This window comes from Streptosporangium minutum, from assembly GCF_002149035.1.
Classification (GTDB): domain Bacteria; phylum Actinomycetota; class Actinomycetes; order Streptosporangiales; family Streptosporangiaceae; genus Streptosporangium; species Streptosporangium minutum.
In genome coordinates this window covers 1-22,505 of record NZ_NGFP01000152.1, presented here as the reverse complement: position 1 = coordinate 22,505, position 22,505 = coordinate 1, and the positions used below count along the sequence as shown (strand labels likewise).

Below are 22,505 nucleotides of genomic sequence, written 5' to 3'. Positions count from 1 at the left end.
GGCCGAGGGCCGGTGCGACGGCCCGGGCACGGCACCCCCGTGCCCGGGCCGTCTCACGACGTCCCCCACGTGCTCCGGCTCGCCGGGGACACCCCGCCACCTCGTGACGTTCATCCCGGGCGGAGACTCACCCCAGGTAGTCGCGCAGTGCCCGGGCGCGGACCGGGTGGCGCAGCTTGGACATGGTCTTGGACTCGATCTGGCGGATCCGTTCCCGGGTGACGCCGAACACCTTGCCGATCTCGTCGAGGGTCTTGGGCTGGCCGTCGGCCAGCCCGAACCGCAGGCGCACCACCCCGGCCTCGCGCTCGGACAACGCGTCCAGCACCGCGTGCAGCTGCTGCTGCAGCAGGACGAAGGTCACCGCCTCCTCGGGCAGGATCGCCTCGGAGTCCTCGATCACGTCGCCGAACTCGGCATCGCCCTCGGCGCCCAGGGGGGTGTGCAGGGAGATCGGCTCACGCCCGTACTTCTGCACCTCGGTGATCTTCTCCACCGTCATGTCCAGCTCGGCGGCGAGCTCGTGCGGGCTGGGCTCGCGGCCGAGGGTGACCATCATCTGCCGCTGCACCCGGGCCACCTTGTTGATCACCTCGACCATGTGCACCGGGATCCGGATGGTGCGGGCCTGGTCGGCCAGCGCGCGGGTGACGGCCTGCTTGATCCACCAGGTGGCGTAGGTGGAGAACTTGAACCCCTTGGTGTAGTCGAACTTCTCGGCCGCGCGGATCAGTCCGAGGTTGCCCTCCTGGATCAGGTCGGCGAAGGCCATGCCACGGCCGGTGTGGCGCTTGGCGATCGAGACGACCAGCCGGAGGTTGGCCTCCAGCAGGTGGTTCTTGGCGCGCATGCCGTCTTCGGCCAGCCATTCCAGCTCCGCCCGCACATCCGCGGACGGCGCCTTGGCGTCGGTGCCGAGGGACTCGGCGGCGAACAGCCCGGCCTCGATGCGCCGGGCGAGCTCGACCTCCTGCTCGGCCGACAGCAGCGCGACCTTGCCGATCCGCCGGAGGTAGTCCTTGACCGGATCGGAGCTGGCGGCGGTCGCCGCGGCATTGGAGGCGCGGTCCTCTTCGTCGTGGTCGGACAGGATCAGCACGTCGTCATCGATGGTGGTCGTCACAGCGGCGGCACCTTTCCCGGGGCGAAACCTGTGCCGATCACGGTACGTCCCCGGCGGGCATGCTATGGTCGCCGCCGCCTCCGCGGCCGCCGCCCTGACGGCCGCGGCCCGCTGCCCATCTGGCCGGTGGGAGCGCGGCCACCCGCGCCCGACGGCTCGCCGCCGGCCAGTACGCGGGCGGTCGGCGGGCCGTCGAGGAGGGCGTTGAGGATCCGTCGTCGACGTGCCGCCCGGCGATCACTTGACGACCCAGTAGAAGGGTGATGGAATCCTCGGTCAGCGTCGCGGTGCACCCGGTGAAGAGACCGCCGTGGGCATGGAGGCGCCGAACCGTGGGACAACCATGGATACACCCATCGAGCCGAACGGCCGCCTGGCGGCGTTCGGCAACCAGTTGATCGACGTCCATCTCTGGCTCCGCGAGGAGCTGGCCCGGCTCCGTGAGGACGTCGACTCCCACCTCGACGGCCGCGGCGGGCGGCCCCGCGAGCTGCGGGCGCACTGCCTGGCGTTCTGCTCGGCACTGAGCCGGCACCACACCGGGGAGGACGGCGGGGCGTTCCCCGCCCTGGCGGAGCGGTTTCCCGAACTGCGCCCCACGCTCCAGGAGCTGGAGCGCGACCACCACATCGTGGCCGGGATCCTGCAGCGGCTGGAAGAGCTGCTCGGCGGCCTCGGGGCCGGAACGGATCCGGCCGAGGCGCGGCGCGTGCGAGCCGAGCTGGACGGCCTGGCCGCCCTGCTGGAGTCGCACTTCGTCTACGAGGAGAAGCGGCTCGTCGCGGCCCTCAACGCGCTGAGCGTCCCGAGCTGGGACGGTTCGAGGCCCGACTTCCTGCTGACCGACGCCGGCGCCGTACCCGATCCGGGCGTCCCCGCCGACTGAAGGCGCCGGCCCATGCCCCCGCGCCGTGGCTGCGGGCCTTCGGCGCGGCGTACGGATCTCAGCGGGCGGGCAGCGGGATGGTCCCGGCGGCGGTGAGCAGGGCGACGACGAGCACGGCCGCCAGGACCGCCCAGGTGAGGGGATGGCCGAGGTTCATCGTCCAGCTGGCGCCGCCTGCCCGCTGGTGCACGTAGAGGGCCGGGTCGGCGCGGTTGGCGTAGACGAACCCGCCGAGGTGCCAGTGCCGGTCGTCGTCGCGCTGCACGAGATGGGAGTCCTCGGCCTCCTCACCGGGCTCCGGCGGGAGCCGATGCCCGGCCTGCCCGACGCGGAGCTCGAAGACGATCCAGGCCACCAGGGCGGCGCCCAGGGGCAGGTAGGTGACGACGGTCACGATCACCGAGGGCCGCAGGATCTCCCAGATCTGCAGGGCGATGAGGAACACGCTCAGGTTCGCGCACGCGGCGGTGGCGAAGGCGAGCCTGATCACCCCCTTCAGGTAGGCGCGGTAACGGCGGGCGGACCCGGCGGGGCGGGCGGCGTCGAGCTCCGGGCGGGCACGCGTCAGCCCGGCGGCCAGCAGCGGCATGAGCACGGTGAGGACGGCCTGGACCAGGACGGGAGCGAAGGCGGCCGGCGGGGTGGTGCTCACGCGGTGTACGAGGTCCACGCCCATCCCGCGCTGGGTGGGCAGGGTCGCCGGCAGCCCGCCGTACCGTGTGATCCCCGTGACCGTGCCGGCGATCAGGAGGAGGGCGGCGGGAGCGAGCCAGAGCCACGGCACGCGTACGGGATCGGTGCGCAGCGTGGTGTCCGCGGTGACGCCCTGCCGGCTTCCGGCGTACCAGTTCCCGCGGCGCTTGGCCGTCCGCACCGCGCGGGACGCCCGATGGTAGGCGACCGCGTCGGCCAGCACCAGAACCGCCGGAGCGAGAGCCGGCACCCGCTCGGACCCGCCGAGCATGAGCAGCGGAGGCGAGACGAGCGCGGCGAGCACGCCCAGGCCGAGGACGCGGCGCGTGTAGAGGCGGCGCTGCTCGGTGACGGCCTGGTCGGTGACGCGTCCGGGAGGGACGCGCACGCCGAACGGCAGGCTTGGGCGCGCCAGCGCGGGCATCGCCCATGCCGCCGCCGTGACCAGCGCGACGAGCAGCAGGTCGGCGACGAGCAGCATGGTCATGTCATTGATCCCTTCGGTGTTGCGAACGACTCCAGCACGTTACCCGCGCGTTGCTGGACCTCCTGCGGGGAGAGCCCCTGGGCGACGGCCTCGGCGAGCAGCGTGCGCAGCCTGCTCTGCCATTCGTCGGCGAAGCCGGCTTCGGGCGGGCCGGACAGCCGGTCGCGCCGGACCACGGCGCCGCTCTTGCGGTTGATCCGGATGAATCCCTGCCGGCGTAGCAGGTCGTAGGCCTTGTTCACGGTGTGGAAGTTGATCGCCAGATCCACACCCAGCTGCCGGGTGGAGGGCAGGGCCGCGCCGGCCGTCAGGTCGCCGTCGGCGATGGCTTCCACGATCCGATCCCGGATCTGCTGGTAGATCGGGACCTCGCTGTCGAGATCGAGCGTCAGTTGCACGGCGCTAACTATAGCTGTTATACAAATAATAGAACAGATACATGAGATGGGACATTCTGATGACGATGACGAACCAGGTGATGGTTCAGGGCCTGACCAGGCGCTTCGGCCAGGTGGCCGCCGTCACCGATCTGAGCTTCACGGTGGAGCCGGGGGCGGTGACCGGCTTCCTGGGCCCGAACGGCGCCGGGAAGACCACGACCCTGCGCATGCTCCTGGGGCTGGTCCGGCCCACGTCGGGCACCGCGACGATCGGCGGCAGACGGTACGCCGACCTCCCTCACCCCGCCCGCACGGTCGGTGCGGTTCTCGACGCGTCGAGCTTCCACCCGGGCCGTAGCGCGCGGAACCATCTGCGCGTCTACGGCGACATGATCGGCTGCTCCGAGCGCCGGATCGACGAGGTCGTGGACCTGCTGGGCATGCCGGAGTTCGCCGACCGCCCGGTCCGCGGGTTCTCGACCGGGATGCGGCAACGGCTCAACCTCGCCACCGCGATGCTGGGCGATCCCCCCGTGCTGGTGCTCGACGAGCCCAGCAACGGGCTCGACCCGGAAGGCATCGCCTGGCTGCGCCGCTTCCTCCGCGCGATGGCCGCCGAGGGCCGCACCGTCCTGGTCTCCAGTCACGTGCTGAGCGAGGCCGAGCAGATGGTCGACCAGGTCCTCGTCATCCGCCGCGGGCGGCTGATGAGCGCCGGGCCGCTGGCCGGCCTGACCGGCGATGGATCCACCCTCGAGCAGGCGTTCCTGCGTCTGACAGAAGGTGCGGCATGAGGCGGCTCGTCAAGGCGGAGTTCCGCAGGCTGTTCACGACGGCGCTGTGGAGATGGGGGCCGCTCGCCGCCGTCGTCTGCGGCGGCGTCCTGGTCGGCCTGGCCACGCTGGTCGGGCCGGAGAACTTCGAACCTTCGATGCCGGGCGTGCGGACCGAGGAGGGCGTCCGCACGGTCCTCAGCCTGACCGGCCTCACCGTGATCGTCCCCGCGCTGTTCGGGGCGACCGCTGTGACCTCGGAATACCGGCACAAGACGATCACCTTCACCTTCCTGTTCGCCCCCCGGCGGCAGACCGTGCTGGCCGCGAAACTGCTCACGTACGCGGTCGCGGGAGCGGCCTACGGCCTGGTGGTCACCACGTCCGCCGCCGTCGGCCTGTACGGCGGAGCCGCGCTGCGGGGGGTGAGCGTCGGCGCCGGACCGGGCACGGTCGCCGAACTCCTGCTCCGCCTGGCCGCAGCCATGACCGTCTACACCATGCTGGGCGTCGGGATCGGAGCGCTGCTGCGCAACCAGACGGCGGCCCTCGCGGCCCTCGGTCTGTATCTCTACATGGTCGAACACGCGCTGGCGCTGATTCCCGGCGTCAACCTCATCTATCCCTACCTGCCGGGCGGGGCCACCGCCGCGCTGACCAACTTCAACCTGATCACCCAGGCGGCCGAGGAGATCTCCGTCTCCTCGGCACAGCTCCTGCCGCCGGTGCTCGGCGCGCTCGTCCTGGCGGCCTACGCCGTCACGGCCACCGCGCTGGCGATCGGCGTCCCCATGCGCCGCGACGTGACCTAGTCGCTACTGCCCTGAGAGGGCCCGGCCCTGAGAGGGCCCGGTGCGACGGGGGCAGGCCGCGCCGGGCGATGTGCCGGTGGCAGCGGCCCGCGGGCAGGGGGGCGGCCGGCGGGACGCGGTCCGGTTGGACGGGTTCGGCTAAGGTGCAGGGGAAAGCGCCGGTCCAGCCATCCGTCGACGGCTGCGGCCGGCACGGTTACTTCGTACGGGAGACCGCGCACGTTGTCTGGGAAACGCGAACACGCAGAGCCCGCCTCCGAGGGAGGCCGCCTCAGCCTGCGAGCCGACTGCGAGAGCTGCTTCGCGCTGTGCTGTGTCGTGCCGGCGTTCTCGGCCTCGGTGGACTTCGCGATCGACAAGAAGGCCGGGCAGGCCTGCCCCAATCTGCAGCAGGACTTCCGCTGCGGCATCCACACCCGCCTCAGGCAGCGAGGTTTTCAGGGCTGCACCGTCTACGACTGCTTCGGCGCCGGGCAGAAGGTCTCCCAGGTCACGTTCGGCGGCCTGGACTGGCGGCGGTCCCCCCGGACCGCGAAGCAGATGTTCGAGGTGTTCCCGATCATGCGGGACCTCCACGAGCTGCTCTGGTACCTGACCGAGGCGCTGACACTGCGACCGGCCCGCCCGCTCCACGCTGAGCTCGGCCTCGCGCTGGAACAGACCGAACGCCTCACTCACGACGGCCCCGGCGCTCTCGTCGAACTGGACGTGGCAGCCCACCGGCGAGACGTCAACGCCCTGCTGCTGCGCGCGAGCGAGCTCGTGCGGGCCGAGGTCCGGCACAAGAAGAAGGACCGCAGAGGAGCCGACCTCATCGGCGCCAAGCTCAAAGGCGCCGACCTCAGGGGCGCCAACCTCAGAGGGGCCTATCTCATCGGGGCCGACCTCAGGGGCGCCGACCTGAGAATGGCCGACCTCATCGGGGCCGACTTCAGAGGCGCCGACCTCAGGGGCGCCGACCTCACCGAGAGCATCTTTCTCATCCAATCCCAACTCGACGCGGCGAAGGGTGACAACGCGACCAGGCTGCCGCCGTCGCTCACGCGGCCGGCGCACTGGTAGCCGCCCGGCCGCGTGAGCGACGGCGGCAGGCCGGAGCGCGCGGCGGCCGGGGGCCTTTCCGCGTCCGCTTCACCGCTGATGACCGTCCCGGGACGTGGCAGGGCAGCCCGGCCGCCGACATCTCGGACGGGCGCCCTACCGGCCGCTAGCATGGAGTGTTCTTTTGCCGCTTCCGGTGTTCGAGACCACTGGACGGGAGCGCCGCGAGTCCTGCGGCAAGAACATCCGACCATCGAGCCCGGAAGGCCCTGACCCCGAACATGGCCCCTGTCACCGTCGTGATCCCCACGTTCAACGAGGTGGACAATCTTCCGCTGATCGCGGAGGCGTTGCTCGCGTTGCCGCTTGACGGCTTGCGGCTCCTGGTCGTCGACGACAATTCCCCGGACGGCACGGGCAAGGTGGCCGACGAACTGGCCGCCGCGCATCCCGGCCGGGTCGGCGTGGTGCACCGGCCGGGCAGGGAAGGGCTCGGGCGCGCTTACGTCGAAGGCCTGAAGACCGCGCTCTCGGACGGAGCGGAGTTCGTGGTGCAGATGGACGCCGACTTCTCGCATCCCGTCGACGCCGTTCCGCGCCTGCTCGGGACCGCGCAGGCGACAGGGGCGGCGTGCGTGATCGGCAGCCGGTACGTGCCGGGCGGGACGCTGGCCGCCGAGTGGAGCCGGCGGCGGCGGGCCCTGTCGGCGTGGGCGAACTTCTACGTCCGCACCATCCTGCGCGTCAGGCTGCGGGATGTGACCGCCGGGTTCAAGATCTGGCGGGCCGAAAGCCTCGCCGCGCTGGACCTCGGGGAGATCTCCTCGGGCGGCTACAGCTTCCAGGTGGAGATGCACTACCGGGCGACCAGGGCGGGGATGACGATCGTTGAGATTCCCATCCACTTCTCCGATCGCCGGGCGGGCAGTTCGAAGATGAGCCTGCGGGTGCAGTTGGAGTCGGCGCTGATGCCGTGGCGGCTGAGATTCAGGAGCGGAGAGCGGGCGCGCGGGAACCGCGGGTGAGGGATCCATGGGAGCGGAACGCGGGGCTTGTCCGTCGTCGCGGACACCGGCCGGCCGGCGGTGGTGCGGTCGGGTCGGGCGGGGCTCAGGCGAGCTGCTTGTAGTAGAAACTGCAGTCTTCGGGGGAGCCGGCCGGGTCGACGGCGTAGCCGGGGACGATGCCGTAGCGGGTCCAGCCGGCGGCGCGGTAGAGATGGTCCGCGGCGCTGCCGGTCACGGTGTCCAGGAGCAGGAGGGTGGCTCCGGTCTGGGCGGCGGCCTGCTCGGCGTGGGCGAGGAGCGCGCGGGCCAGGCCCCGGCCGCGGGCGTCGCGGTGGACCATGAGCTTGACGATCTCGGCGCGGTGCCGGCCGTTGGGCTTGCGCTCCAGGGCGAGGCTGACGGTGCCGGCGATGCCGCCGGGCCCGCGGGCGACCCAGACGACGAGGCTGCCGTCGGATACGGCGGGCTGCTGGGCGTGCCACCAGGCCGCCGCCCCGTCCTGGTCGAAGGGGGACAGGAAACCGAGGGAGGAGCCGTCGGCGACGACGTCGGCGAGGAGGCCGGCCAGGCTCTTCACGCTGTGGTGGAAGTCGTCTGCGGACAGCCGGGTGATGGTGTGCAATGTGAGATTCCCTGTCATGTGTGGTGAGGGGAAGGCCGGGAGCGTGCGAGGCGACGCGGTACGGCCTCGGGGCCGAGGAGACCGGTGACCGAGGGGTGGGCCAGGTCCGGGACCGGCGGCACCGCGGACGCGCCGGACCGTGCCCGGCGCGCCGTTCATGCCGTTCACGGCATGGCGGTGATCAGGGCGTCTGCTGTCCGCGGCGTGGCGGTGATCAGGGCGTATGCCGTTCGCGGTGGGGTGATCAGGGCGTCTGCCGTTCACGGCAGGACGATCACCAGGGCGTAGCGGACCGGATCGGGGCCCGGGCAGTGGAACCGCGACCGGTCCCACAACCGGAAACGCAGGCAGTCTCCCGCCCGGATCTCGTGCACGCCGCCGCCCGCGGTGACCTCCAGTGTGCCCTCCAGCACCCAGATGTGCTGTTCCAGGCCCGGTACGGGCGGCCCGTCGTAGGAGATGTCCGCGCCCGGTCGCAGAACACCCTCGACGATCTCGCCTCGCAGCCCGGGATGGGGTGGGGACACCGACCGCCGGGTGAAGCCCGATGCCTCATCCCGCCACACCACCTGCTGGTCGGCCCGCACCATCTGCGGTGGTTCCGACTCCGCCTCGGCCAGCAGCTGCGACATCGTCCGCCCGTACGCCGCGCACAGCCTGCCCAGCATCGCCGCCGTCGGACTGATCTCCATCCGCTCCAGCCGCGACAGCGTCGAGCGGCTCACACCCGTGCGCTGGGCCAGCTCCTCCAGCGACCAGCCGCGCTCCACCCGCAGCTGTGCGAGCCGATCCGCCAAGCGGGCCTCCACCTGCTCGGAACCGGGGCTCCGGAACGCGGCCTCCAGATTTCTCATATATGGGACGGTATCTCAAAATAGGGAAATCGGCCACGGGTCAGATGGAACGTCGCAAGATCTTGTCGCACCGGCCGTGTCCCCGTCTGTGGTCGGGCTCGCCATGGCCGTGATCCTCGACACCCCGGCGTCGGGCTGGGCCTGCTTGAGGCTGTCGGCGGTGGCGGTGGCTCGGAGGAGGGGTCAGGGGGCGCCGGGCGTGCGGGTGGTGAATGCGGCCAGCAGGTCGTCCAGCCCTCCCTTGACGCGCTCGGCCGTCACCCCGTGGTCGCGCAGGCGGTGCGCGAGCAGCGGGGCGGCCAGCGGGGCAAGCAGGGCGTCGGCCAGGACGTAGGCGTCGGCTCCGGGCCTGGCCTGGGCGATGAGCATCGACAGGTGGGCGTGATAGCCGTCGTAGGCGCCGCCGAAGCGGGCGAGCGGGGCCGCCGTCTCGGCCATCAGCAGCAGATCCAGCTGCTCCACGGTCCGGTCGGTCAGGGCGTGCAGGAAGGCGCGGATGCGGGCCGGCGCCTCGACGCCGGGCCCGAGCGGCGGCGGGCCCTCGATGAAGGCCGTCTGGAACTCACGCTCCCGCTCGTCGATGAGTGCGTAGGCCAGTCCGGAGCGATCGCCGAACCGGCGGTACAGCGTGCCGACGCCGACTCCCGCGGCGGCGGCCACCTCGGCCATCGACAGCCCCTCGACACCGTGAGTGGCGACGATCTCGGCGGCGGCGGTGAGGATCTTCATCCGGTTGCGCGCCGCGTCGGCCCGCTCGCGTCGCGGGCTCGTCATGCCGTTCACGGTCACAGGGTACTGGACGACTTGCAAACGGAATTGATTCCGGTTTATGTTTAAACGGAACTGATTCCGGATAAGGGAGACATCATGACACGCAGAGTCGCGCTCGTCACCGGGGGAAGCCGTGGGATCGGCGCCGCCATCGCCGTGCGGCTGGCCGCCGAAGGCGCCGACGTGGTGATCACATACGCGCGCTCGGCGGAGCGGGCGGCGGCGGTCGTCAAGGAGATCGAGGCCGCCGGCGCCCGCGGGCTGGCCATGGCCGCGGATTCCGCCGACGCCGGTGCGCTGGTGGCGGCGGTCGAGCGCACGGTCGCCGAGTTCGGGCGGATCGACATCGTGGTCAGCAGCGCCGGCATCGCTCCGTCCGGGCCGCTGGAGGAGGTGACGCTCGCCGAGGTCGACAACACCCTCGCGATCCATGCCCGCGCCTCGTTCGTGCTGGCGCAGGCAGCCGCCCGGCACATGGGTCCGGGCGGCCGGATCATCTGCATCGGCAGCAGTTTCGTCGAACGCGTGCCGTACCCGGGGTGGACTCTCTACGCGATGAGCAAGTCCGCGCTGATCGGCCTGACCAAGGGCCTCGCCAGGGACCTGGGGCCGCGGGGGATCACGGCCAACCTCGTCCATCCCGGTTCGACCGACACCGAGATGAACCCGGCCGACAGCCCGGAAGCGGCGGAGGAGCGACGCTATACCGCCCTGGATCGTTACTGCAGCCCCGGTGACATCGCCGCCACCGTCGCCCATCTGGCGGGCGAGGGCGGCAGGAACATCACCGGCGCCGCCATCACCGTCGACGCGGGCACCACGGCCTGACCGCCACGGCCTGGACGCCGGTCCTCCCGGAGACCGTCCGGGCCGCCGCGCTCGAACGCTCGGCCCGATCGGCGTTACCGGCCCCACGTCCCTCGACGGGTGACGGAGCCGGGTGACGGAGACGGGTGACAGGGCGGACGCCGTACGGCCGCCCGGTCCGGAGCCCGCGAGGACGTGCGGGGCGTCGGGACGGCGTCGCGTTAAGCTGTGGGGTGTGAGGGCGCCGCGCCGTTGGGCGGAGCCCGCGGCGGTGGGGCCCGCCGTGCCCGAACCGCGGTACTCCGCTGCCGTCAACGGTCCCTACCCGTGACAGCACATGCCCGTCTTCGCGGGCGCACGCCACGTGTGGGGAGAGGACATGCGTTCGGATCAGGTGAGGTTCGCGACAGTGACCGAGCCCGTCGGCCCCGATGCCGAGCTCGCCGACGCGCGTCGGCGGGGCGAGCTGCGCCGCTCGCATTACGGCGTGCTCGCGATGGTCGCCGCGGGCGGCGCGATCGGCGCGGGCGCCCGCTACGGGGCGGCCCTGCTCTGGCCGACCGCCGCCGGTTCCTTTCCGTGGACCACGCTGGGCGTCAACGCCTCCGGCTGCCTGGTCATCGGGATCCTCCTGGTGACCCTGACCGAGGTGTGGACGGCGCCGGCCTGGGTGCGGCCGTTCCTCGCCACCGGCGTGCTGGGCGGATACACCACCTTCTCCACCTACTGTCTGGAGATCGAACGCCTGGTGGCCGCCGACCGGGCCGAGTCGGCGTTGGCCTACCTGGCGGTGACGCTCCTGACGGCCCTGGTCGCGGTGACGGCCGGCGCGTGGACCACCCGACGGCTGCTGGTGAGCAGGTCGGCAAGGAGGGCGTGATGACTCTGTCCGGACGGGCCCTGCGGCTGACGGTCTTCGTCGACGACACCGACACCTGGCACCACCGCCCCATGTACACCGAGATCGTGCACCGCGCGCACGCCGCCGGGCTGGCCGGGGCGTCGGTCTTCCGGGGCATGGAGGGTTTCGGCGCCACCCAGGTCGTGCACACCACCCGGCTGCTGTCGATGGCCGACGACCTGCCGGTGGCCGTCGTCGTCGTCGACACCGAAGAGAAGGTCCGCGCGTTCCTGCCCCAGCTGGACGAGTTGCTCATCGAGGGGCTGGCCGTCCTGGACGAGGTTGAGGTCGTTCACTACCGAGGCCGGCGGGCGGCATGGTGAACTGGCTGCTGGTGCTGCTCGGCGGCGCGGTCGGCGCGCCGTTGCGCTACCTGACCGACCGGGCCGTGCAGGCCCGCCACGACACGGTCTTCCCGTGGGGCACCTTCACCGTCAACGTGACCGGTTCGATGATCCTGGGAGTGCTGGCCGGGGCGGTGCTGGCCGGGGCGGTGGGCAACGCCGCGCAGCTGCTGCTGGGCACCGGACTGTGCGGGGCGCTGACCACGTACTCGACGTTCTCGTACGAGACGCTGCGGCTGGCCGAGACCGGCGCGGTGTTCCTCGCCGTGGCCAACGTCGCGGCCTCGGTCGTCGCCGGTCTGGGCGCGGTGTTCATCGGCCTCACGCTCGCCCAGGCCGTCTTCGGATGAGACGCCCGCCGGGCCGCCGCCGGCGGCGCAGAAGAAAACCCGAGAAAGCCGTCGCCGGATGTCGAGGACCAGCCTCCCGCTCCGACCGATGGGTGACAGCGCGCCCGCGGGGCGCCCGCAACCGAGGGAGACCCGAGATGAAGTACGTAGCGATGATCTACGGTAACCAGGCCAAGTGGGACTCCTTCTCGGCTGAGGCGTGGCCGGAGGCCATCGCCCGGCAGGAGGCGTTCAACGAGAAGTACCGGCAGACCGGTGAACTGCTGGGCGCCTACGGCCTGGCGGACGCGGCCGCCGCCATGCTCGTGCGGCGCAAGGACGGGGCGCCGGCGGTCACCGATGGGCCGTACCTGGAGACCAAGGAGTATCTCGCCAGCTTCTACCTGCTGGACTGCGAGAGCGAGGAGCGCGCGCAGCGGATCGCGGCGGACATGCCCTTCGCCGACGTGGAGCCGGTCGAGCTCTGGCCGATCCTGCACGAGTCCGCGGCGGACCTGTGAGCGTGGACCGGAGCGCCGAGGACCTGATGCGCGAGCTGGCGCCGCAGGTCCTCGGCGCGCTGGTCCGCCGCTACGGCGTCTTCGACGCCTGTGAGGACGCCGTCCAGGAGGCGCTGCTCGCCGCCGCGCTCCAGTGGCCGGCCGAGGGGACGCCGGACAACCCCAGGGGCTGGCTGGTCACCGTCGCCTCGCGCAAGCTGGTGGATCAGGTACGCAGCGAACAGGCGAGGCGGCGGCGCGAGGACCGCATCGCCCTGGGCACCCCGCAGGCGGAGCTGCTCAGTCATGCCGCCGACGCCGAGCCGGGCACGGATCGTGACGACTCCCTGGCGCTGCTGTTGCTCTGCTGCCATCCGGCGCTGTCCGATCCCAGCCGGATCGCGCTGACGCTGCGCGCCGTCGGCGGCCTGACCACAGCCCAGATCGCCGCGGCGTTCCTGGTGCCGGAGGCGACCATGGCCCAGCGCATCAGCCGGGCCAAGCAGACCATCAAGGACTCCGGCATACCGTTGCGCATGCCGGAGGAGGCTGGCCCGGCCGACCAGGCCGACCAGGCCGGCCGGGCCGAACGGCTGGACGCGGTGCTGCACGTGCTGTACCTGATCTTCAACGAGGGGTACACCGCCACGGGCGGTGCCGATCTGACCGCGCCGGCGCTGTCAGCCGAGGCGATCCGGCTCACCCGGCTGCTGCGCCGCCTGCTGCCCGACGACGGCGAGGTGGCGGGGCTGCTCGCTTTGATGCTGCTCACCGACGCGCGCCGGCCCGCGCGCACCGGGCCCGGAGGCGACCTGGTGCCGCTGGCCGAGCAGGACCGCGGTCAGTGGGATCGCCGGCTCGTCGCCGAGGGAATCGACCTGATCAGCCGGACCCTGCCCCGGGGGCGGGTCGGCCCCTACCAGCTGCAGGCGGCCATCGCCGCCGTCCATGCCGAGGCCGAGCATGTCGACGCCACCGACTGGCCGCAGATCCTCGTGCTGTACGGACTGCTGGAGCGGATCGCGCCGAACCCGATGGTCACCCTCAACCGCGTGGTCGCCGTCGCCATGGTGCACGGCCCCGCCGCCGGCCTGGACCTGCTCGCCACCCTGGAGTCCGACAAGCGGCTGGCACGCCACCACCGCCTGCTCGCGACCCGCGCCCACCTGCTGGAACTGCTCGGCGAGCACGACGCCGCCGCGGACGCCTACCGCGACGCCGCCCGGCACACCACCAGCGCGCCGGAGCGGCGCCACCTCGCCTCCCGTGCGGCACGACTCGTACCCGAGCGGAACTGAGACGCCCCGGAAGGAGGTCTCTCCATGACCGGCCACACGAGGCGCAGGGAAACCGCCGCCGGGCAGGATCCGGGCCGTCGCGGGCCGGGCCGGTCGTCGTCAGTCGTCCAGGCCGCGGGCGCTGAGCGCCTCGCCCAGCGCGTCCGCGTGCCGCAGTACGCTCACCACCAGCGGGACGGCGAAGGCCCGTACGCTCCGCTCCACCCCCCTGGCGCGCTGGGCCTCCCGGACCCGGGAGGCCAGTTCGGCGACCACCGGCACGCTGCGCAGGGTGAGGGAGAGCAGCAGCGACAGGCGGAACGGGTCCAGGCCCACGAGCCTGGCGGGGGCCAGGCGGCGTTCCAGGCAGGCCATCATGGCGGCGGTGCGCGTCGTGAGGGTGACCAGCCCGGCCAGGGCGACGGCGAGCACGACGCGGAGCGTCGAGGACACCGCGCCGGGCAGGTCCACGAACAGCAACTGCATGCCGAACAGGGCCACGGCGAACCAGCGGACGGGCCGGATCTGCGCCCAGGCCGCGGCGCCGCCCACCCCGGAGACGGCGTACAGCAGCGCCACGACGGCCGCAGCGCCCGTCAGCGCCACGGGTGAGCGCAGCAGCAGGAGCGCGGTACACGAGGCGGCGAGCCCGGCGAGCTTGGCCCCGGCGGGGAGACGGTGCAGGAGCGAGCCGCCCGGGACGTAGGCTCCGGTGAGCCCGCTCACGACATGATCTTCCGGTAGTGGCCGATCGCCGCCTCCGGCTCGGCGTCGGCGACGATCCGCCCCTGGTCCAGCACCAGCACGCGGTCGAAGTCCTCCAGCAGCGCCAGATCGTGGCTGACCACCACGACCTGCTGCGGCAGGCCCCGCAGCAGGTCGGCGACCTGGCGGGAGTGGCGCAGGTCCAGCAGCGTCGTCGGCTCGTCCATGACCAGGATGTCGGGTTCGAGCACCATGACCGAGCAGAGGGCGAGCAGCTGCTTCTGGCCTCCGGACAGGTGGTGCGCGGGATGGTCGGCGTGCTCCCGCAGGCCGTACCGGGCCAGCACCTCCTGGACGCGGTGCTCGACCTCCTCGCGCGACAGCCCCTTGCGCCGCAGGGAGAAGGCCACGTCCTCGGCCACGGTCGGCATCACGATCTGCGCGTCGGGGTCGGTGAACAGGAACCCGACCCTGCGCCTGATCCGGGCGGCGTGGCGGCGGGTGTCGAGCCCGAGGACGGTGACGTCGCCCGAGGACGGCCGGGCCAGGCCGTTGATCAGGCGGGCGAACGTGCTCTTGCCGGAGCCGTTGGCGCCGATCACGCCCACGCGGCGTTCCGGCAGCGAGACCGTTATGCCGCGCAGCACGTCGCGCTGCCCGAGCCGCACGTGGACGTCGGCCAACTCGATCACTCACACCACCTCGAACAGGGCGGCGACCCCCAGGCCGCCGCCGACCGCGGCCGCCGCCAGCCCCAGTGTCCCCGCCGGCGCGTCCGACCGTACGAGCCTGCTGAACAGCCTGGTGACCACCACGGCGCCGGTGGCGCCCCACGGATGGCCGAGGGCGAGCGCGCCGCCGTCGGCGCAGACCCGGTCCCTGTCGGCGCCCAGAGGGTCGAGGCCGAGCGCGTCGGTCACCGCGAGCACCTGCGCCGCGAACGCCTCCACGATCTCCACCGCCGCCACGCGCTCCAGGTCCGCGCCCGCGCGCCGCAGCACGCGCCGTACGGCCAGCACCGGCCCCCACCCGGGAAGCTCGGGGTCGCAGCCGACGACGGCACCGGCCCGCAGCCGCAGTCCGGGCAGGCCTGCGGCCGCCCGCAGCCGTTCGGGGACGATGGCGACGGCCGCCGCGCCGTCGCTGACCGGGGAGGAGTTGCCGGCGGTCACCGTGCCTCCGGGCACGAACGCCGCGGGCAGCCGTGACAGCGACTCCATCCGCAGGGCGCGCGGCCGCTGGTCGGCCACCCGGCCGCCGACCGCGACGATCTCCTGCTCGAACCTGCCCGCCTCCCGCGCGGCCAGCGCCTTGGCGTGGCTCTGGCAGGCGTAGGCGTCCTGACGTTCCCGGCTCACGCCGCGCGCCGCGGCGAGCGCCTCGGCGGCGGGTCCCATGTCCGGGTCCGGGTGTCCGGCGGGGACGAACGGCGCTCGCTCGTACGGCACCGCCGCCTCGCCCGCGAGCCCGCGGTGGGCCCGGAGCGGCGCGGTGGAGGCGCTCTCGGCCCCTCCGGCGATGACGAGGTCCATCTCCCCGCCGCCGACGGCCTGGCCCGCCAGCAGGATCGCGGCGAGACCGCTGCCGCACTGCCGGTCCACCGTGATGCCCGGAACGCCGTGCCCCATCCCGGCGGCCAGCGCCGAGACGCGCGCGACGTTCCCTCCGGGACCCGTGCAGTTGCCGAGCACCACGTCCTCGACCGGGACGCCGAGGTGCGCGACCTCGCGGGCGACCGCCTCGATGACGGGTGCGGCGAGCCGGTCGACCGTCAACGACCTGAACGCGTGCGCGGCGGTGCCGATGGGGGTGCGGCGGGCCGCGATGACGACCGGTTGCTCGCGCACGTCAGGCCAGCCGCCGGAAGCCGGGGTCGCCGTCGGCCAGACGGGCGGCGAGCAGGCCGCGCGCCGGCTTGCCCGCGGGGGTGCGGGGCAGGCTCTGGACGGCGTACCAGCGCCGCGGCCGCTGCGCGGCGTCCAGCCCGCCGCGCGCCATCGCCTCCAGCGCCGCCCGCGACGGCGGGGACGTGCCCTCCGCCTCGAGGATCGCGGTGACCACGGAGCCCAGACGTGGGTGCGGCGAGCCGACCACCACGATGTCGCCGACTCCCGGCAGCCGCCTGAGGACCTCCTCGACGTCCTCGGGCACGACGGTGGCGCCACCGGTCTGTATCGCGCCGTCACCGCGGCCGCGCAACCGCAGGACCTCGCCGGGCCGGTACGGCTCCGCCACGTCGCCGACGGTCGTCCAGCCGTCGCCCTCCCGCCGCAGCGGACCCGCCGCGCCGGCCAGGTAGCCCTCCGACAGCCAGGGCGAGCGCACCCACACCTCTCCCAGCGCCTGCCCCGGCGCCACCCGCACATCGATCTCCACGCGGGGAAAGGGCCGCAACCCCGAGCCGTCGGCGTCCACGGCGACGAAGGACAGCTCGGTGGCGCCGTAGTAGGACACGACGCGCACGCCCGCGTCCGCCGCCAGGGCGCGCGACTCGACCGGCAGCGCGGCGCCGCCGATCACCGCCGTCCGCAGCGGGCCTCCGGTCTCACGCAGGCTCTCCAGTACGGCGGGCAGGTGGTGCGGCACCAGGTGGACCACGGTGGACCGCCGCAGGTGGGCGGCCAGCGAGGCGGAGGGCCAGCGCCCCGGCACGACGGCCGTCGCGCCGGTCGCCAGGGCGTGCACGGCCGCGAAGCCGTACAGGGAGGAGACCAGCGGGCCGGGGACCAGCACGACGTCGTCCGGGCCGATCCCGGCGAGGTCGTTCAGGTACGGGAACGACGCCGTCCAGGAGGCGCGGGTGCGGACCACGGCCCGGGGCCTGCCGGTGCTGCCGGAGCTGAAGCAGGCCCACGCCCGGTCCGCCGGTGAGGCGCCCGAGCGTACCGGCGGTCCCTCCGCGGCGGGCGGCGGCGCGACGATGCGGGCGTCCACGGGGACAGCGTCCATGACCCGCGCCCGCTGCTCCCGGTCCCAGGCGGGGTCGCACACCAGCGGTGTGGCGCCCACCAGGTCGGCGGCCAGCACGGCGACGAGCATGGCCACCGGATCGGCCAGGCTGATCGCGGCCAGCGCGCCGCGGCCGATCCCCTGGGCGGACAGGTGCCGTGCGGCACCGTTGATCTCGGTCGCGAGCCCGGCGTAACTCAGATCGCCTCCCGGACCGCACAGCGCGAGGCGGCGCGGGCGGTCGGAGGCGTGTCGCATCACCTGCGCGGCTACCGGCATGGGCGGGTCAACGCTCCCCGGAGACCCGGAGCCGCTCGATGCGCACGGCGGGAACCGCGTCGGGGTAGGCCCGCTGCGTGCCTCTCACCACGATGGAGGCGAGCACCGCCTTGATCACGTCGCCGATCAGGAAGGCGGAGCTGAGCAGCGCGGCCTTGCCCAGGGGGAGCCCGGTGAGCGCCGCCTGCACGGGGACGCCGAAGAGGTAGACCACTGCGACGCCGCCGGTCAGGCAGGCGGCCAGCAGCCGGACGATGCCCGGTGACCGGCCGCCGCGCTCGACGATCCAGCCGGTCACGGCGGCGCCGGGGAGCCAGCCGATCAGGAATCCGGCCGAGGGCCCGGCGAAGACGCCCAGGCCGCCGCGGCCGCCGGCCAGCAGGGGCAGGCCGGCGGCGACGAGCACGAGCAGGACCGCGATGGCGAGAGCGGCCCGCCGGGCGCCCAGGATCGCTCCGGCGAGCATGACGCCGAAGGTCTGCAGCGTGATCGGCACCGCGTTGCCGAGGACGTTCAGCGCACCCGGCAGGCCGAGTGCGGCGATCAGCGCGGCGAACACGCTGATCCGTGCCAGGTCCCCCGTGGGGAACCCGCGGCCTGGCGGGGAGCCGGCCGCCTCTCCGCGCTCTGGCAATGCCTTCCCTTCATCTGTCATGGGGTCGATCTCACACCAGGGAGCTCCAGTTCGCGCATGGGGAGATCCCACAACATTCTGCATGATCATCTGGGGGGCGGATACGTGGCCACCGTACGCGCACTGCCCGTATGCGTGGTCCGGAGGGGGTGGCCCTCGGGGGAATCGGCTGGCTAAAAAAGCGCCAAGCGTCCGTCTGTGGGGGCTTCTGGTGGTTGATATAGGGGATTACGCGGACTGGGAGGAGCGCGACCCTTTTTGCCTTCCATGGCATAGCGGGTGTCCCGCCAGACGGTCGTGCTGTCCCATTCCCGTAGATCCACCGACACGACTCGGAGCCGAAAACCCATGGCAGAAAACAAGGTGGTCCTGGAGCCGGCGGCCCAGCAGTTCGCCGACGCCACCTCCAGGGAACCGTTCATCTACCAGCTCCCGCCGGAGCAGGGCCGCCAGGTCCTGGAGGATCTCCAGTCCGACAAGAGCGTTCCCAAGCCCGACATCGCCGAAGAGTGGATCGAGATCGAGGGCGGGCCCACCGGCACCGTGCCGGTGCGCATCGTCAAGCCGGCCGGCGCCACGGGCACACTGCCGGTGATCTTCTACATCCACGGGGCCGGCTGGGTCTTCGGCAGCGCCAACACCCATGACCGCCTGGTGCGCGAGCTGGCGGTCGGCTCGGACGCGGCGGTGGTGTTCCCCGAATACGACCGTTCGCCCGAGGCCAGGTATCCGACCGCGATCGAGCAGAATTACGCCGCCGCCCAGTGGGTGACGCGGCACGGCGCGGAGAAGGGCCTGGACGCCTCGCGGATGGCGGTGGCCGGTGACTCGGTCGGCGGCAACATGGCGGCCGTCCTGACCCTGATGGCCAAGGAGCGCGGTGACGTGCATCTGGTCCACCAGGTGCTGTTCTACCCGGTCACCGACGCCGACTTCGACACCGGGTCCTACCGGCAGTTCGCCACGGGGTACTACCTCAACCGCGACGGCATGAAGTGGTTCTGGGACCAGTACACCACCGATCCCGGACAGCGCGCGGAGATCTACGCCTCGCCGCTGCGCGCGACCGTCGACCAGCTCAAGGGGCTGCCGCCGGCGCTGATCCTCAACGGTCAGGCCGACGTGCTGCGCGATGAGGGAGAGGCCTACGCCGCCAAGCTCCGCGAGGCCGGCGTCGAGGTCACCGCCGTACGGCTGGCGGGCATGATCCACGACTTCGCCATGCTCGACTCGCTGCGCGACACCAACGCCAACAGGGCCGCCATGGAGCTGGCCACCACCGCCCTGCACAAGGCCCTGCACGCCTGACCGGGCGTCCGGACCGCCGGCACCGGTTCGAGGGGCGCGGCCGGTCGGCCACGCCCCTCGACGCGGCCGACCGGCCGCGCTCCTTCTCGTCACGCCGGGCCGCCGCGGGGCGGGCTCACGTGCCGCCGCGCTGTCAGCAGCTCAGGTTGTCACCCGGAGCGACCCCGAGGATCTGGGTGAACCTCTGGTAGGCGTTGATCCGGCTCTGGACCTGCCGGGGGTTGCCGCCGTCGCACTCCAGGCGGCCGTTGATGCTGCGGATCGTCTCACCGAAGCCCGCGCCGTTGACGATGGCGTTGTGCGGGGTCATCGTGCCGGGACCGTTCTGGGTCATCCAGTACCAGATGCCGGTCATCCACGCCACTGAGGCTTCGGTCTGCACCAGGTTCGGGTTGTTGAGCAGGTCGATGCCGAGCGCGTCGCCGGCCGTCTTGTAGTTGAAGTTCCAGCTCAGCTGGATCGGCCCGCGGCCGTAGTAGGACGACAGGCCCGCCGGGCAGCCGTACGGCTGTGCGGGGTCGCAGTAGTGGGAGTAGTTCGCGGTGTTCACCTCGACGATGTGGACCAGGCCGCCGGTCTCGTGGTTGATGTTGGCCAGGAAGGCCGCGGCCTCCTGCCTCTTGACGGCGTCGGTGCCCGTGTTCGAGAACGCCGGGTAGGCACTCAGGGCCGTGACCAGGCCGTTGTAGGTGTAGAAGGGGTTCCGGTTCGGGAACATCGCATTGAACTGCGCCTCGGTGACGACGAAGTTGCCCTCGCTCGCCTCGCAGGCCCCCTGGTCCGTCCAGATGCCGGAGGGGCCGCCCGGGACGTTGTTCCGGGTCCACCACTTCGCCCGCCAGTTGTGGCCGTTGTGGGAGGCGACCAGACCGCCGGCGTACCCCTTCGCGGCGTTCCACTCGCTCGCGCAGATCGGGGCGGCGGCGGAGTCGGCCGAGGCGGAGGACGCCGGGAGAGTGGCCGCCAGCGCGCCCGCGACCGCAATGGCGGAGATGGACGTCATAATGCGGTTTCTCAACATCTGCTCACTCCTTCGTGCGGCGGGAACCGCACATGAATCGACAATGGACCGGCCCCTGGGCGGACGGTGACGCCGCGAGCGGGCACGCCATTGGAGAGTGCCGTCGCGGGATTGACGACAATCAATCGGAATTCGATTTCTCGCGTCAATAGACAGGCGGAAAAGTTCCGCATAGTGCACACGCCGGGCCTCCGGCGGGGAGAAGGGGCGGACAGGGGGGCGCGTCCCCCGGCAGACGTTGTGATCGCCTCTGGCCAGGGACGTCGTGTACGGCAGGAGGGTGGCGCTGTCATGCCGGAACCGCTGCGCGCCCGGATGCCACGGCGCTTCGGGGAGGCGGCGCCGGGCGGCGCGCGCAGGGCGAAGGCCCTGTCGCCGGAGCGGCCGTCGAGGACGGTAATTCGACGTGAGAAGCCGTTCCCGTGCGCGTCGATTGGCTGCCGGCGCCGGCCGGACTGCCATTGACGGAATGTGTCGGCGGCTATAAAACGATGGTGCCGCCGCAGCTCGTCTGTTCGGTCTTCCGCCGTTTTCGGTAAGTCGCCGCGGGCTGGTGAGGTCCTAAACCCGCCAGTCCTCCGGCCGCGGCAGCTGCTGGACTGGGCGCGTGCCCACACCCACCACTTCCACCGCCGCCCCTGCCGAGCCGACACGATCGCCGCTGATCGGCTGGCTGGCCGTCATATCGGTGATGACGGGGATCTTCTCGATCGTCACCGCCGAGATCCTGCCGATAGGCCTGCTGACGTCCATCGGATCCAGTTTCGACGTCTCCGACGGCGCCGCGGGCCTGATGATGACGATGCCCGGCATCCTGGCCGCGATCGCCGCCCCGGTGGTCACCGTCGCGACCGGGCGCCTCGACCGGCGCCTGATGCTGTGCGCCCTGATGCTCCTGCTGGCCGTCGCGGACTTCCTGGCGGCCGCCGCGCCGTCCTACTGGGTCATGGTGATCTCCCGGATCCTGGTCGGGCTGGTCATCGGTGGTTTCTGGTCGATCGGCGCCGGTCTCGCCGTACGGCTGGTGCGGCCGGAGCGGGTCGGCACGGCTACCGCGGTGATCTTCTCCGCCGTCCCCCTGGGATCCGTTCTGGGGGTACCCGCGGGCACCCTCATCGGGCATCTCGCGGGCTGGCGCGAGGCCTTCGTCATCATGGGTGTGATGACGGTGGGGGTGTTCCTCGCGCTGGTCGTGCTGGTGCCACCGCTGCCCGCCGTCCAGGCGACCCGGTTGAAGGTCCTGGGCGACCTGTTCCGCAGCACCGGTGTTCGCATCGGACTTGTCCTGACTTTTCTCATAGTGACAGCTCATTTTGGGACCTACACCTACGTGACCCCTTTCCTGCAGCAGGTCACCCAGGTGAGCCCCGGCCTGATCACCACCTTCCTGCTCGTGTACGGCGTGGCCGGGATCGCCGGCAACTTCATCGCGGGCGCGACGGTCACACGCAACCTGCGGGCCACGTTCATCGTCGGCGGCTGCATGCTCGCCGGCGCGACCCTGCTCCTTCCGGTCCTCGGCAGGGGACATGCCGGCGCGATCGTGCTGCTCATCGTGTGGGGGCTGGCCTACGGCGCCGTCCCGGTCTGCTCGCAGACCTGGTTCGCCACCTCGGCCCCGCACGCGACGGAGGCGGCCTCCATCCTCTTCACCTCCTCCTTCCAGGCCACCATCGCCATCGGAGCCCTGCTCGGCGGTGTCGTGCTGGACGCCGCCTCTCCGTCGGCCGTCATGGTGCTCGGCGGTGCGGTCGCGGTCCTCATGGTGCTGACGGCCGCCGTAGGCCGAGCCGGCCCACGGCGTGTTCGGCATGACCCGGATTCGCGCGCCGCAGCCCGGCTCAGGTAGTGTTACCGGCCCCAGAAGTGAACGTATCGAGGAGGTGGGACCCATTACCGCTGTATCAGGTCGGGTGCTCCCATCTCGCGACCGTGCGGTCCATCCGGCATAGGTGACCGCGGGAGCGCCCACAGGCATCCCGAAAGGCTCTCATGTCGGTTC

24 protein-coding genes and 1 pseudogene are annotated in these 22,505 nt (G+C 72.2%); 13 read left to right on the top strand and 12 right to left on the bottom strand.

Translation table 11 applies throughout. The features are described from left to right. Nucleotides 1-127 precede the first annotated feature (127 nt). Nucleotides 128-1,108, bottom strand: a pseudogene (locus CA984_RS28065) (RNA polymerase sigma factor); the annotation flags it as partial. Nucleotides 1,109-1,466: 358 nt separating this feature from the next. Between CA984_RS28065 and CA984_RS28060 the strand changes: the two are divergent. After that, nucleotides 1,467-2,009 (top strand): hemerythrin domain-containing protein, encoded by a 543-nt coding sequence (locus tag CA984_RS28060; RefSeq protein ID WP_086576532.1) that lies wholly within the window; start codon nucleotides 1,467-1,469, stop codon nucleotides 2,007-2,009. A 58-nt stretch (nucleotides 2,010-2,067) separates the two neighbouring features. On the opposite strand, the gene CA984_RS28055 is transcribed toward CA984_RS28060, so the two are convergent. Together CA984_RS28055 and CA984_RS28050 are read right to left on the bottom strand one after the other, a co-directional pair. After that, entirely contained in the window at nucleotides 2,068-3,189 is a 1,122-nt protein-coding gene (locus CA984_RS28055; RefSeq protein ID WP_086576531.1) for a DUF1648 domain-containing protein, read from the bottom strand. Further along, nucleotides 3,186-3,587 carry a GntR family transcriptional regulator gene (locus CA984_RS28050; protein WP_031172161.1) on the bottom strand — a complete coding sequence of 134 codons (402 nt, stop codon included), beginning with the start codon at nucleotides 3,585-3,587 and terminating at the stop codon, nucleotides 3,186-3,188. The genes CA984_RS28055 and CA984_RS28050 overlap by 4 nt, the downstream gene beginning before the upstream one ends. A 41-nt stretch (nucleotides 3,588-3,628) precedes the next feature. Between CA984_RS28050 and CA984_RS28045 the strand changes: the two genes are divergently transcribed. The 4 genes from CA984_RS28045 (at nucleotide 3,629) to CA984_RS28030 (ending at nucleotide 7,220) form a co-directional block, all read left to right on the top strand. Next, entirely contained in the window at nucleotides 3,629-4,363 is a 735-nt protein-coding gene (locus CA984_RS28045) for an ABC transporter ATP-binding protein (protein ID WP_341351734.1), read from the top strand. Then, entirely contained in the window at nucleotides 4,360-5,154 is a 795-nt protein-coding gene (locus tag CA984_RS28040; RefSeq protein ID WP_086576529.1) for an ABC transporter permease subunit, read from the top strand. Before CA984_RS28045 ends, CA984_RS28040 begins: the two co-directional genes overlap by 4 nt. A 222-nt stretch (nucleotides 5,155-5,376) precedes the next feature. Next, nucleotides 5,377-6,216 carry a pentapeptide repeat-containing protein gene (locus tag CA984_RS28035; RefSeq protein ID WP_086576528.1) on the top strand — a complete coding sequence of 280 codons (840 nt, stop codon included), beginning with the start codon at nucleotides 5,377-5,379 and terminating at the stop codon, nucleotides 6,214-6,216. 260 nt (nucleotides 6,217-6,476) lie between these two features. After that, the gene (locus CA984_RS28030) at nucleotides 6,477-7,220 is read left to right on the top strand and encodes a polyprenol monophosphomannose synthase (protein ID WP_086576527.1); all 744 of its coding nucleotides are present in this window, start codon (nucleotides 6,477-6,479) and stop codon (nucleotides 7,218-7,220) included. 85 nt (nucleotides 7,221-7,305) lie between these two features. Here the strand turns inward: CA984_RS28030 and CA984_RS28025 are convergent, their stop codons facing one another. The 3 genes from CA984_RS28025 to CA984_RS28015 all read right to left on the bottom strand — a co-directional run bounded on the left by CA984_RS28025 (nucleotide 7,306) and on the right by CA984_RS28015 (nucleotide 9,452). Beyond that, entirely contained in the window at nucleotides 7,306-7,824 is a 519-nt protein-coding gene (locus tag CA984_RS28025; RefSeq protein ID WP_242676214.1) for a GNAT family N-acetyltransferase, read from the bottom strand. Nucleotides 7,825-8,084: 260 nt separating this feature from the next. Beyond that, the gene (locus CA984_RS28020) at nucleotides 8,085-8,678 is read right to left on the bottom strand and encodes a helix-turn-helix domain-containing protein (protein WP_086576525.1); all 594 of its coding nucleotides are present in this window, start codon (nucleotides 8,676-8,678) and stop codon (nucleotides 8,085-8,087) included. A 183-nt stretch (nucleotides 8,679-8,861) separates the two neighbouring features. Next, a complete protein-coding gene (locus CA984_RS28015) occupies nucleotides 8,862-9,452 on the bottom strand; it encodes a TetR/AcrR family transcriptional regulator (protein WP_165781443.1) in 591 nt (196 codons plus the stop codon). A 93-nt stretch (nucleotides 9,453-9,545) separates the two neighbouring features. Between CA984_RS28015 and CA984_RS28010 the strand changes: the two genes are divergently transcribed. The 6 genes from CA984_RS28010 (at nucleotide 9,546) to CA984_RS27985 (ending at nucleotide 13,628) form a co-directional block, all read left to right on the top strand. Beyond that, a complete protein-coding gene (locus CA984_RS28010; protein WP_086576523.1) occupies nucleotides 9,546-10,277 on the top strand; it encodes an SDR family NAD(P)-dependent oxidoreductase in 732 nt (243 codons plus the stop codon). 358 nt (nucleotides 10,278-10,635) lie between these two features. Further along, a complete protein-coding gene (crcB, locus tag CA984_RS28005; RefSeq protein ID WP_086576535.1) occupies nucleotides 10,636-11,136 on the top strand; it encodes a fluoride efflux transporter CrcB in 501 nt (166 codons plus the stop codon). Further along, on the top strand, nucleotides 11,136-11,480 hold the full coding sequence (locus CA984_RS28000; RefSeq protein ID WP_086576522.1) for a DUF190 domain-containing protein: 345 nt from the start codon (nucleotides 11,136-11,138) through the stop codon (nucleotides 11,478-11,480). The genes crcB (CA984_RS28005) and CA984_RS28000 overlap by 1 nt, the downstream gene beginning before the upstream one ends. Further along, nucleotides 11,477-11,851, top strand: a complete 375-nt coding sequence (crcB, locus tag CA984_RS27995) for a fluoride efflux transporter CrcB (protein WP_086576534.1) — start codon at nucleotides 11,477-11,479, stop codon at nucleotides 11,849-11,851. The genes CA984_RS28000 and crcB (CA984_RS27995) overlap by 4 nt, the downstream gene beginning before the upstream one ends. Before the next feature lie 137 nt (nucleotides 11,852-11,988). After that, complete coding sequence (locus tag CA984_RS27990; protein WP_086576521.1) at nucleotides 11,989-12,351, top strand: YciI family protein; 363 nt, start codon at nucleotides 11,989-11,991, stop codon at nucleotides 12,349-12,351. A 2-nt stretch (nucleotides 12,352-12,353) separates the two neighbouring features. Further along, the gene (locus CA984_RS27985; RefSeq protein WP_242676215.1) at nucleotides 12,354-13,628 is read left to right on the top strand and encodes an RNA polymerase sigma factor; all 1,275 of its coding nucleotides are present in this window, start codon (nucleotides 12,354-12,356) and stop codon (nucleotides 13,626-13,628) included. A 99-nt stretch (nucleotides 13,629-13,727) separates the two neighbouring features. Here the strand turns inward: CA984_RS27985 and CA984_RS27980 are convergent, their stop codons facing one another. From CA984_RS27980 to CA984_RS27960, 5 genes are read right to left on the bottom strand one after another with little or no spacing between them, the layout of a single operon-like run. Further along, the gene (locus tag CA984_RS27980) at nucleotides 13,728-14,333 is read right to left on the bottom strand and encodes an energy-coupling factor transporter transmembrane component T family protein (protein ID WP_086576519.1); all 606 of its coding nucleotides are present in this window, start codon (nucleotides 14,331-14,333) and stop codon (nucleotides 13,728-13,730) included. Continuing rightward, the gene (locus tag CA984_RS27975; protein ID WP_086576518.1) at nucleotides 14,330-15,004 is read right to left on the bottom strand and encodes an energy-coupling factor ABC transporter ATP-binding protein; all 675 of its coding nucleotides are present in this window, start codon (nucleotides 15,002-15,004) and stop codon (nucleotides 14,330-14,332) included. Before CA984_RS27975 ends, CA984_RS27980 begins: the two co-directional genes overlap by 4 nt. Further along, the gene (locus CA984_RS27970) at nucleotides 15,005-16,159 is read right to left on the bottom strand and encodes a thiolase family protein (protein ID WP_086576517.1); all 1,155 of its coding nucleotides are present in this window, start codon (nucleotides 16,157-16,159) and stop codon (nucleotides 15,005-15,007) included. Nucleotide 16,160: 1 nt separating this feature from the next. Then, nucleotides 16,161-17,540 (bottom strand): class I adenylate-forming enzyme family protein, encoded by a 1,380-nt coding sequence (locus CA984_RS27965; RefSeq protein ID WP_086576516.1) that lies wholly within the window; start codon nucleotides 17,538-17,540, stop codon nucleotides 16,161-16,163. Between the two features lie 7 nt (nucleotides 17,541-17,547). Further along, the gene (locus tag CA984_RS27960) at nucleotides 17,548-18,174 is read right to left on the bottom strand and encodes a biotin transporter BioY (RefSeq protein WP_242676213.1); all 627 of its coding nucleotides are present in this window, start codon (nucleotides 18,172-18,174) and stop codon (nucleotides 17,548-17,550) included. Nucleotides 18,175-18,522: 348 nt separating this feature from the next. Between CA984_RS27960 and CA984_RS27955 the strand changes: the two genes are divergently transcribed. After that, a complete protein-coding gene (locus CA984_RS27955) occupies nucleotides 18,523-19,482 on the top strand; it encodes an alpha/beta hydrolase (RefSeq protein WP_086576514.1) in 960 nt (319 codons plus the stop codon). A gap of 133 nt (nucleotides 19,483-19,615) precedes the next feature. Here the strand turns inward: CA984_RS27955 and CA984_RS27950 are convergent, their stop codons facing one another. Continuing rightward, the gene (locus CA984_RS27950; protein ID WP_242676212.1) at nucleotides 19,616-20,485 is read right to left on the bottom strand and encodes a glycoside hydrolase family 19 protein; all 870 of its coding nucleotides are present in this window, start codon (nucleotides 20,483-20,485) and stop codon (nucleotides 19,616-19,618) included. A 625-nt stretch (nucleotides 20,486-21,110) separates the two neighbouring features. On the opposite strand from CA984_RS27950, the gene CA984_RS27945 reads away from it, so the two are divergent. After that, the gene (locus CA984_RS27945) at nucleotides 21,111-22,352 is read left to right on the top strand and encodes an MFS transporter (RefSeq protein ID WP_086576512.1); all 1,242 of its coding nucleotides are present in this window, start codon (nucleotides 21,111-21,113) and stop codon (nucleotides 22,350-22,352) included. Nucleotides 22,353-22,505: the final 153 nt, after the last annotated feature.

What these genes read in the sequence shown, in the direction of transcription:
- CA984_RS28060 (WP_086576532.1), top strand. Translation starts at nt 1,467, where the DNA reads ATGGATACACCCATCGAGCCGAACGGCCGCCTGGCGGCGTTCGGCAAC.
- CA984_RS28055 (WP_086576531.1), bottom strand. Translation starts at nt 3,189, where the DNA reads ATGACCATGCTGCTCGTCGCCGACCTGCTGCTCGTCGCGCTGGTCACG.
- CA984_RS28045 (WP_341351734.1), top strand. Translation starts at nt 3,629, where the DNA reads ATGAGATGGGACATTCTGATGACGATGACGAACCAGGTGATGGTTCAG.
- CA984_RS28040 (WP_086576529.1), top strand. Translation starts at nt 4,360, where the DNA reads ATGAGGCGGCTCGTCAAGGCGGAGTTCCGCAGGCTGTTCACGACGGCG.
- CA984_RS28030 (WP_086576527.1), top strand. Translation starts at nt 6,477, where the DNA reads ATGGCCCCTGTCACCGTCGTGATCCCCACGTTCAACGAGGTGGACAAT.
- CA984_RS28020 (WP_086576525.1), bottom strand. Translation starts at nt 8,678, where the DNA reads ATGAGAAATCTGGAGGCCGCGTTCCGGAGCCCCGGTTCCGAGCAGGTG.
- CA984_RS28015 (WP_165781443.1), bottom strand. Translation starts at nt 9,452, where the DNA reads ATGACGAGCCCGCGACGCGAGCGGGCCGACGCGGCGCGCAACCGGATG.
- CA984_RS28010 (WP_086576523.1), top strand. Translation starts at nt 9,546, where the DNA reads ATGACACGCAGAGTCGCGCTCGTCACCGGGGGAAGCCGTGGGATCGGC.
- crcB (WP_086576535.1), top strand. Translation starts at nt 10,636, where the DNA reads ATGCGTTCGGATCAGGTGAGGTTCGCGACAGTGACCGAGCCCGTCGGC.
- CA984_RS28000 (WP_086576522.1), top strand. Translation starts at nt 11,136, where the DNA reads ATGACTCTGTCCGGACGGGCCCTGCGGCTGACGGTCTTCGTCGACGAC.
- CA984_RS27990 (WP_086576521.1), top strand. Translation starts at nt 11,989, where the DNA reads ATGAAGTACGTAGCGATGATCTACGGTAACCAGGCCAAGTGGGACTCC.
- CA984_RS27965 (WP_086576516.1), bottom strand. Translation starts at nt 17,540, where the DNA reads ATGCCGGTAGCCGCGCAGGTGATGCGACACGCCTCCGACCGCCCGCGC.
- CA984_RS27955 (WP_086576514.1), top strand. Translation starts at nt 18,523, where the DNA reads ATGGCAGAAAACAAGGTGGTCCTGGAGCCGGCGGCCCAGCAGTTCGCC.
- CA984_RS27950 (WP_242676212.1), bottom strand. Translation starts at nt 20,485, where the DNA reads ATGACGTCCATCTCCGCCATTGCGGTCGCGGGCGCGCTGGCGGCCACT.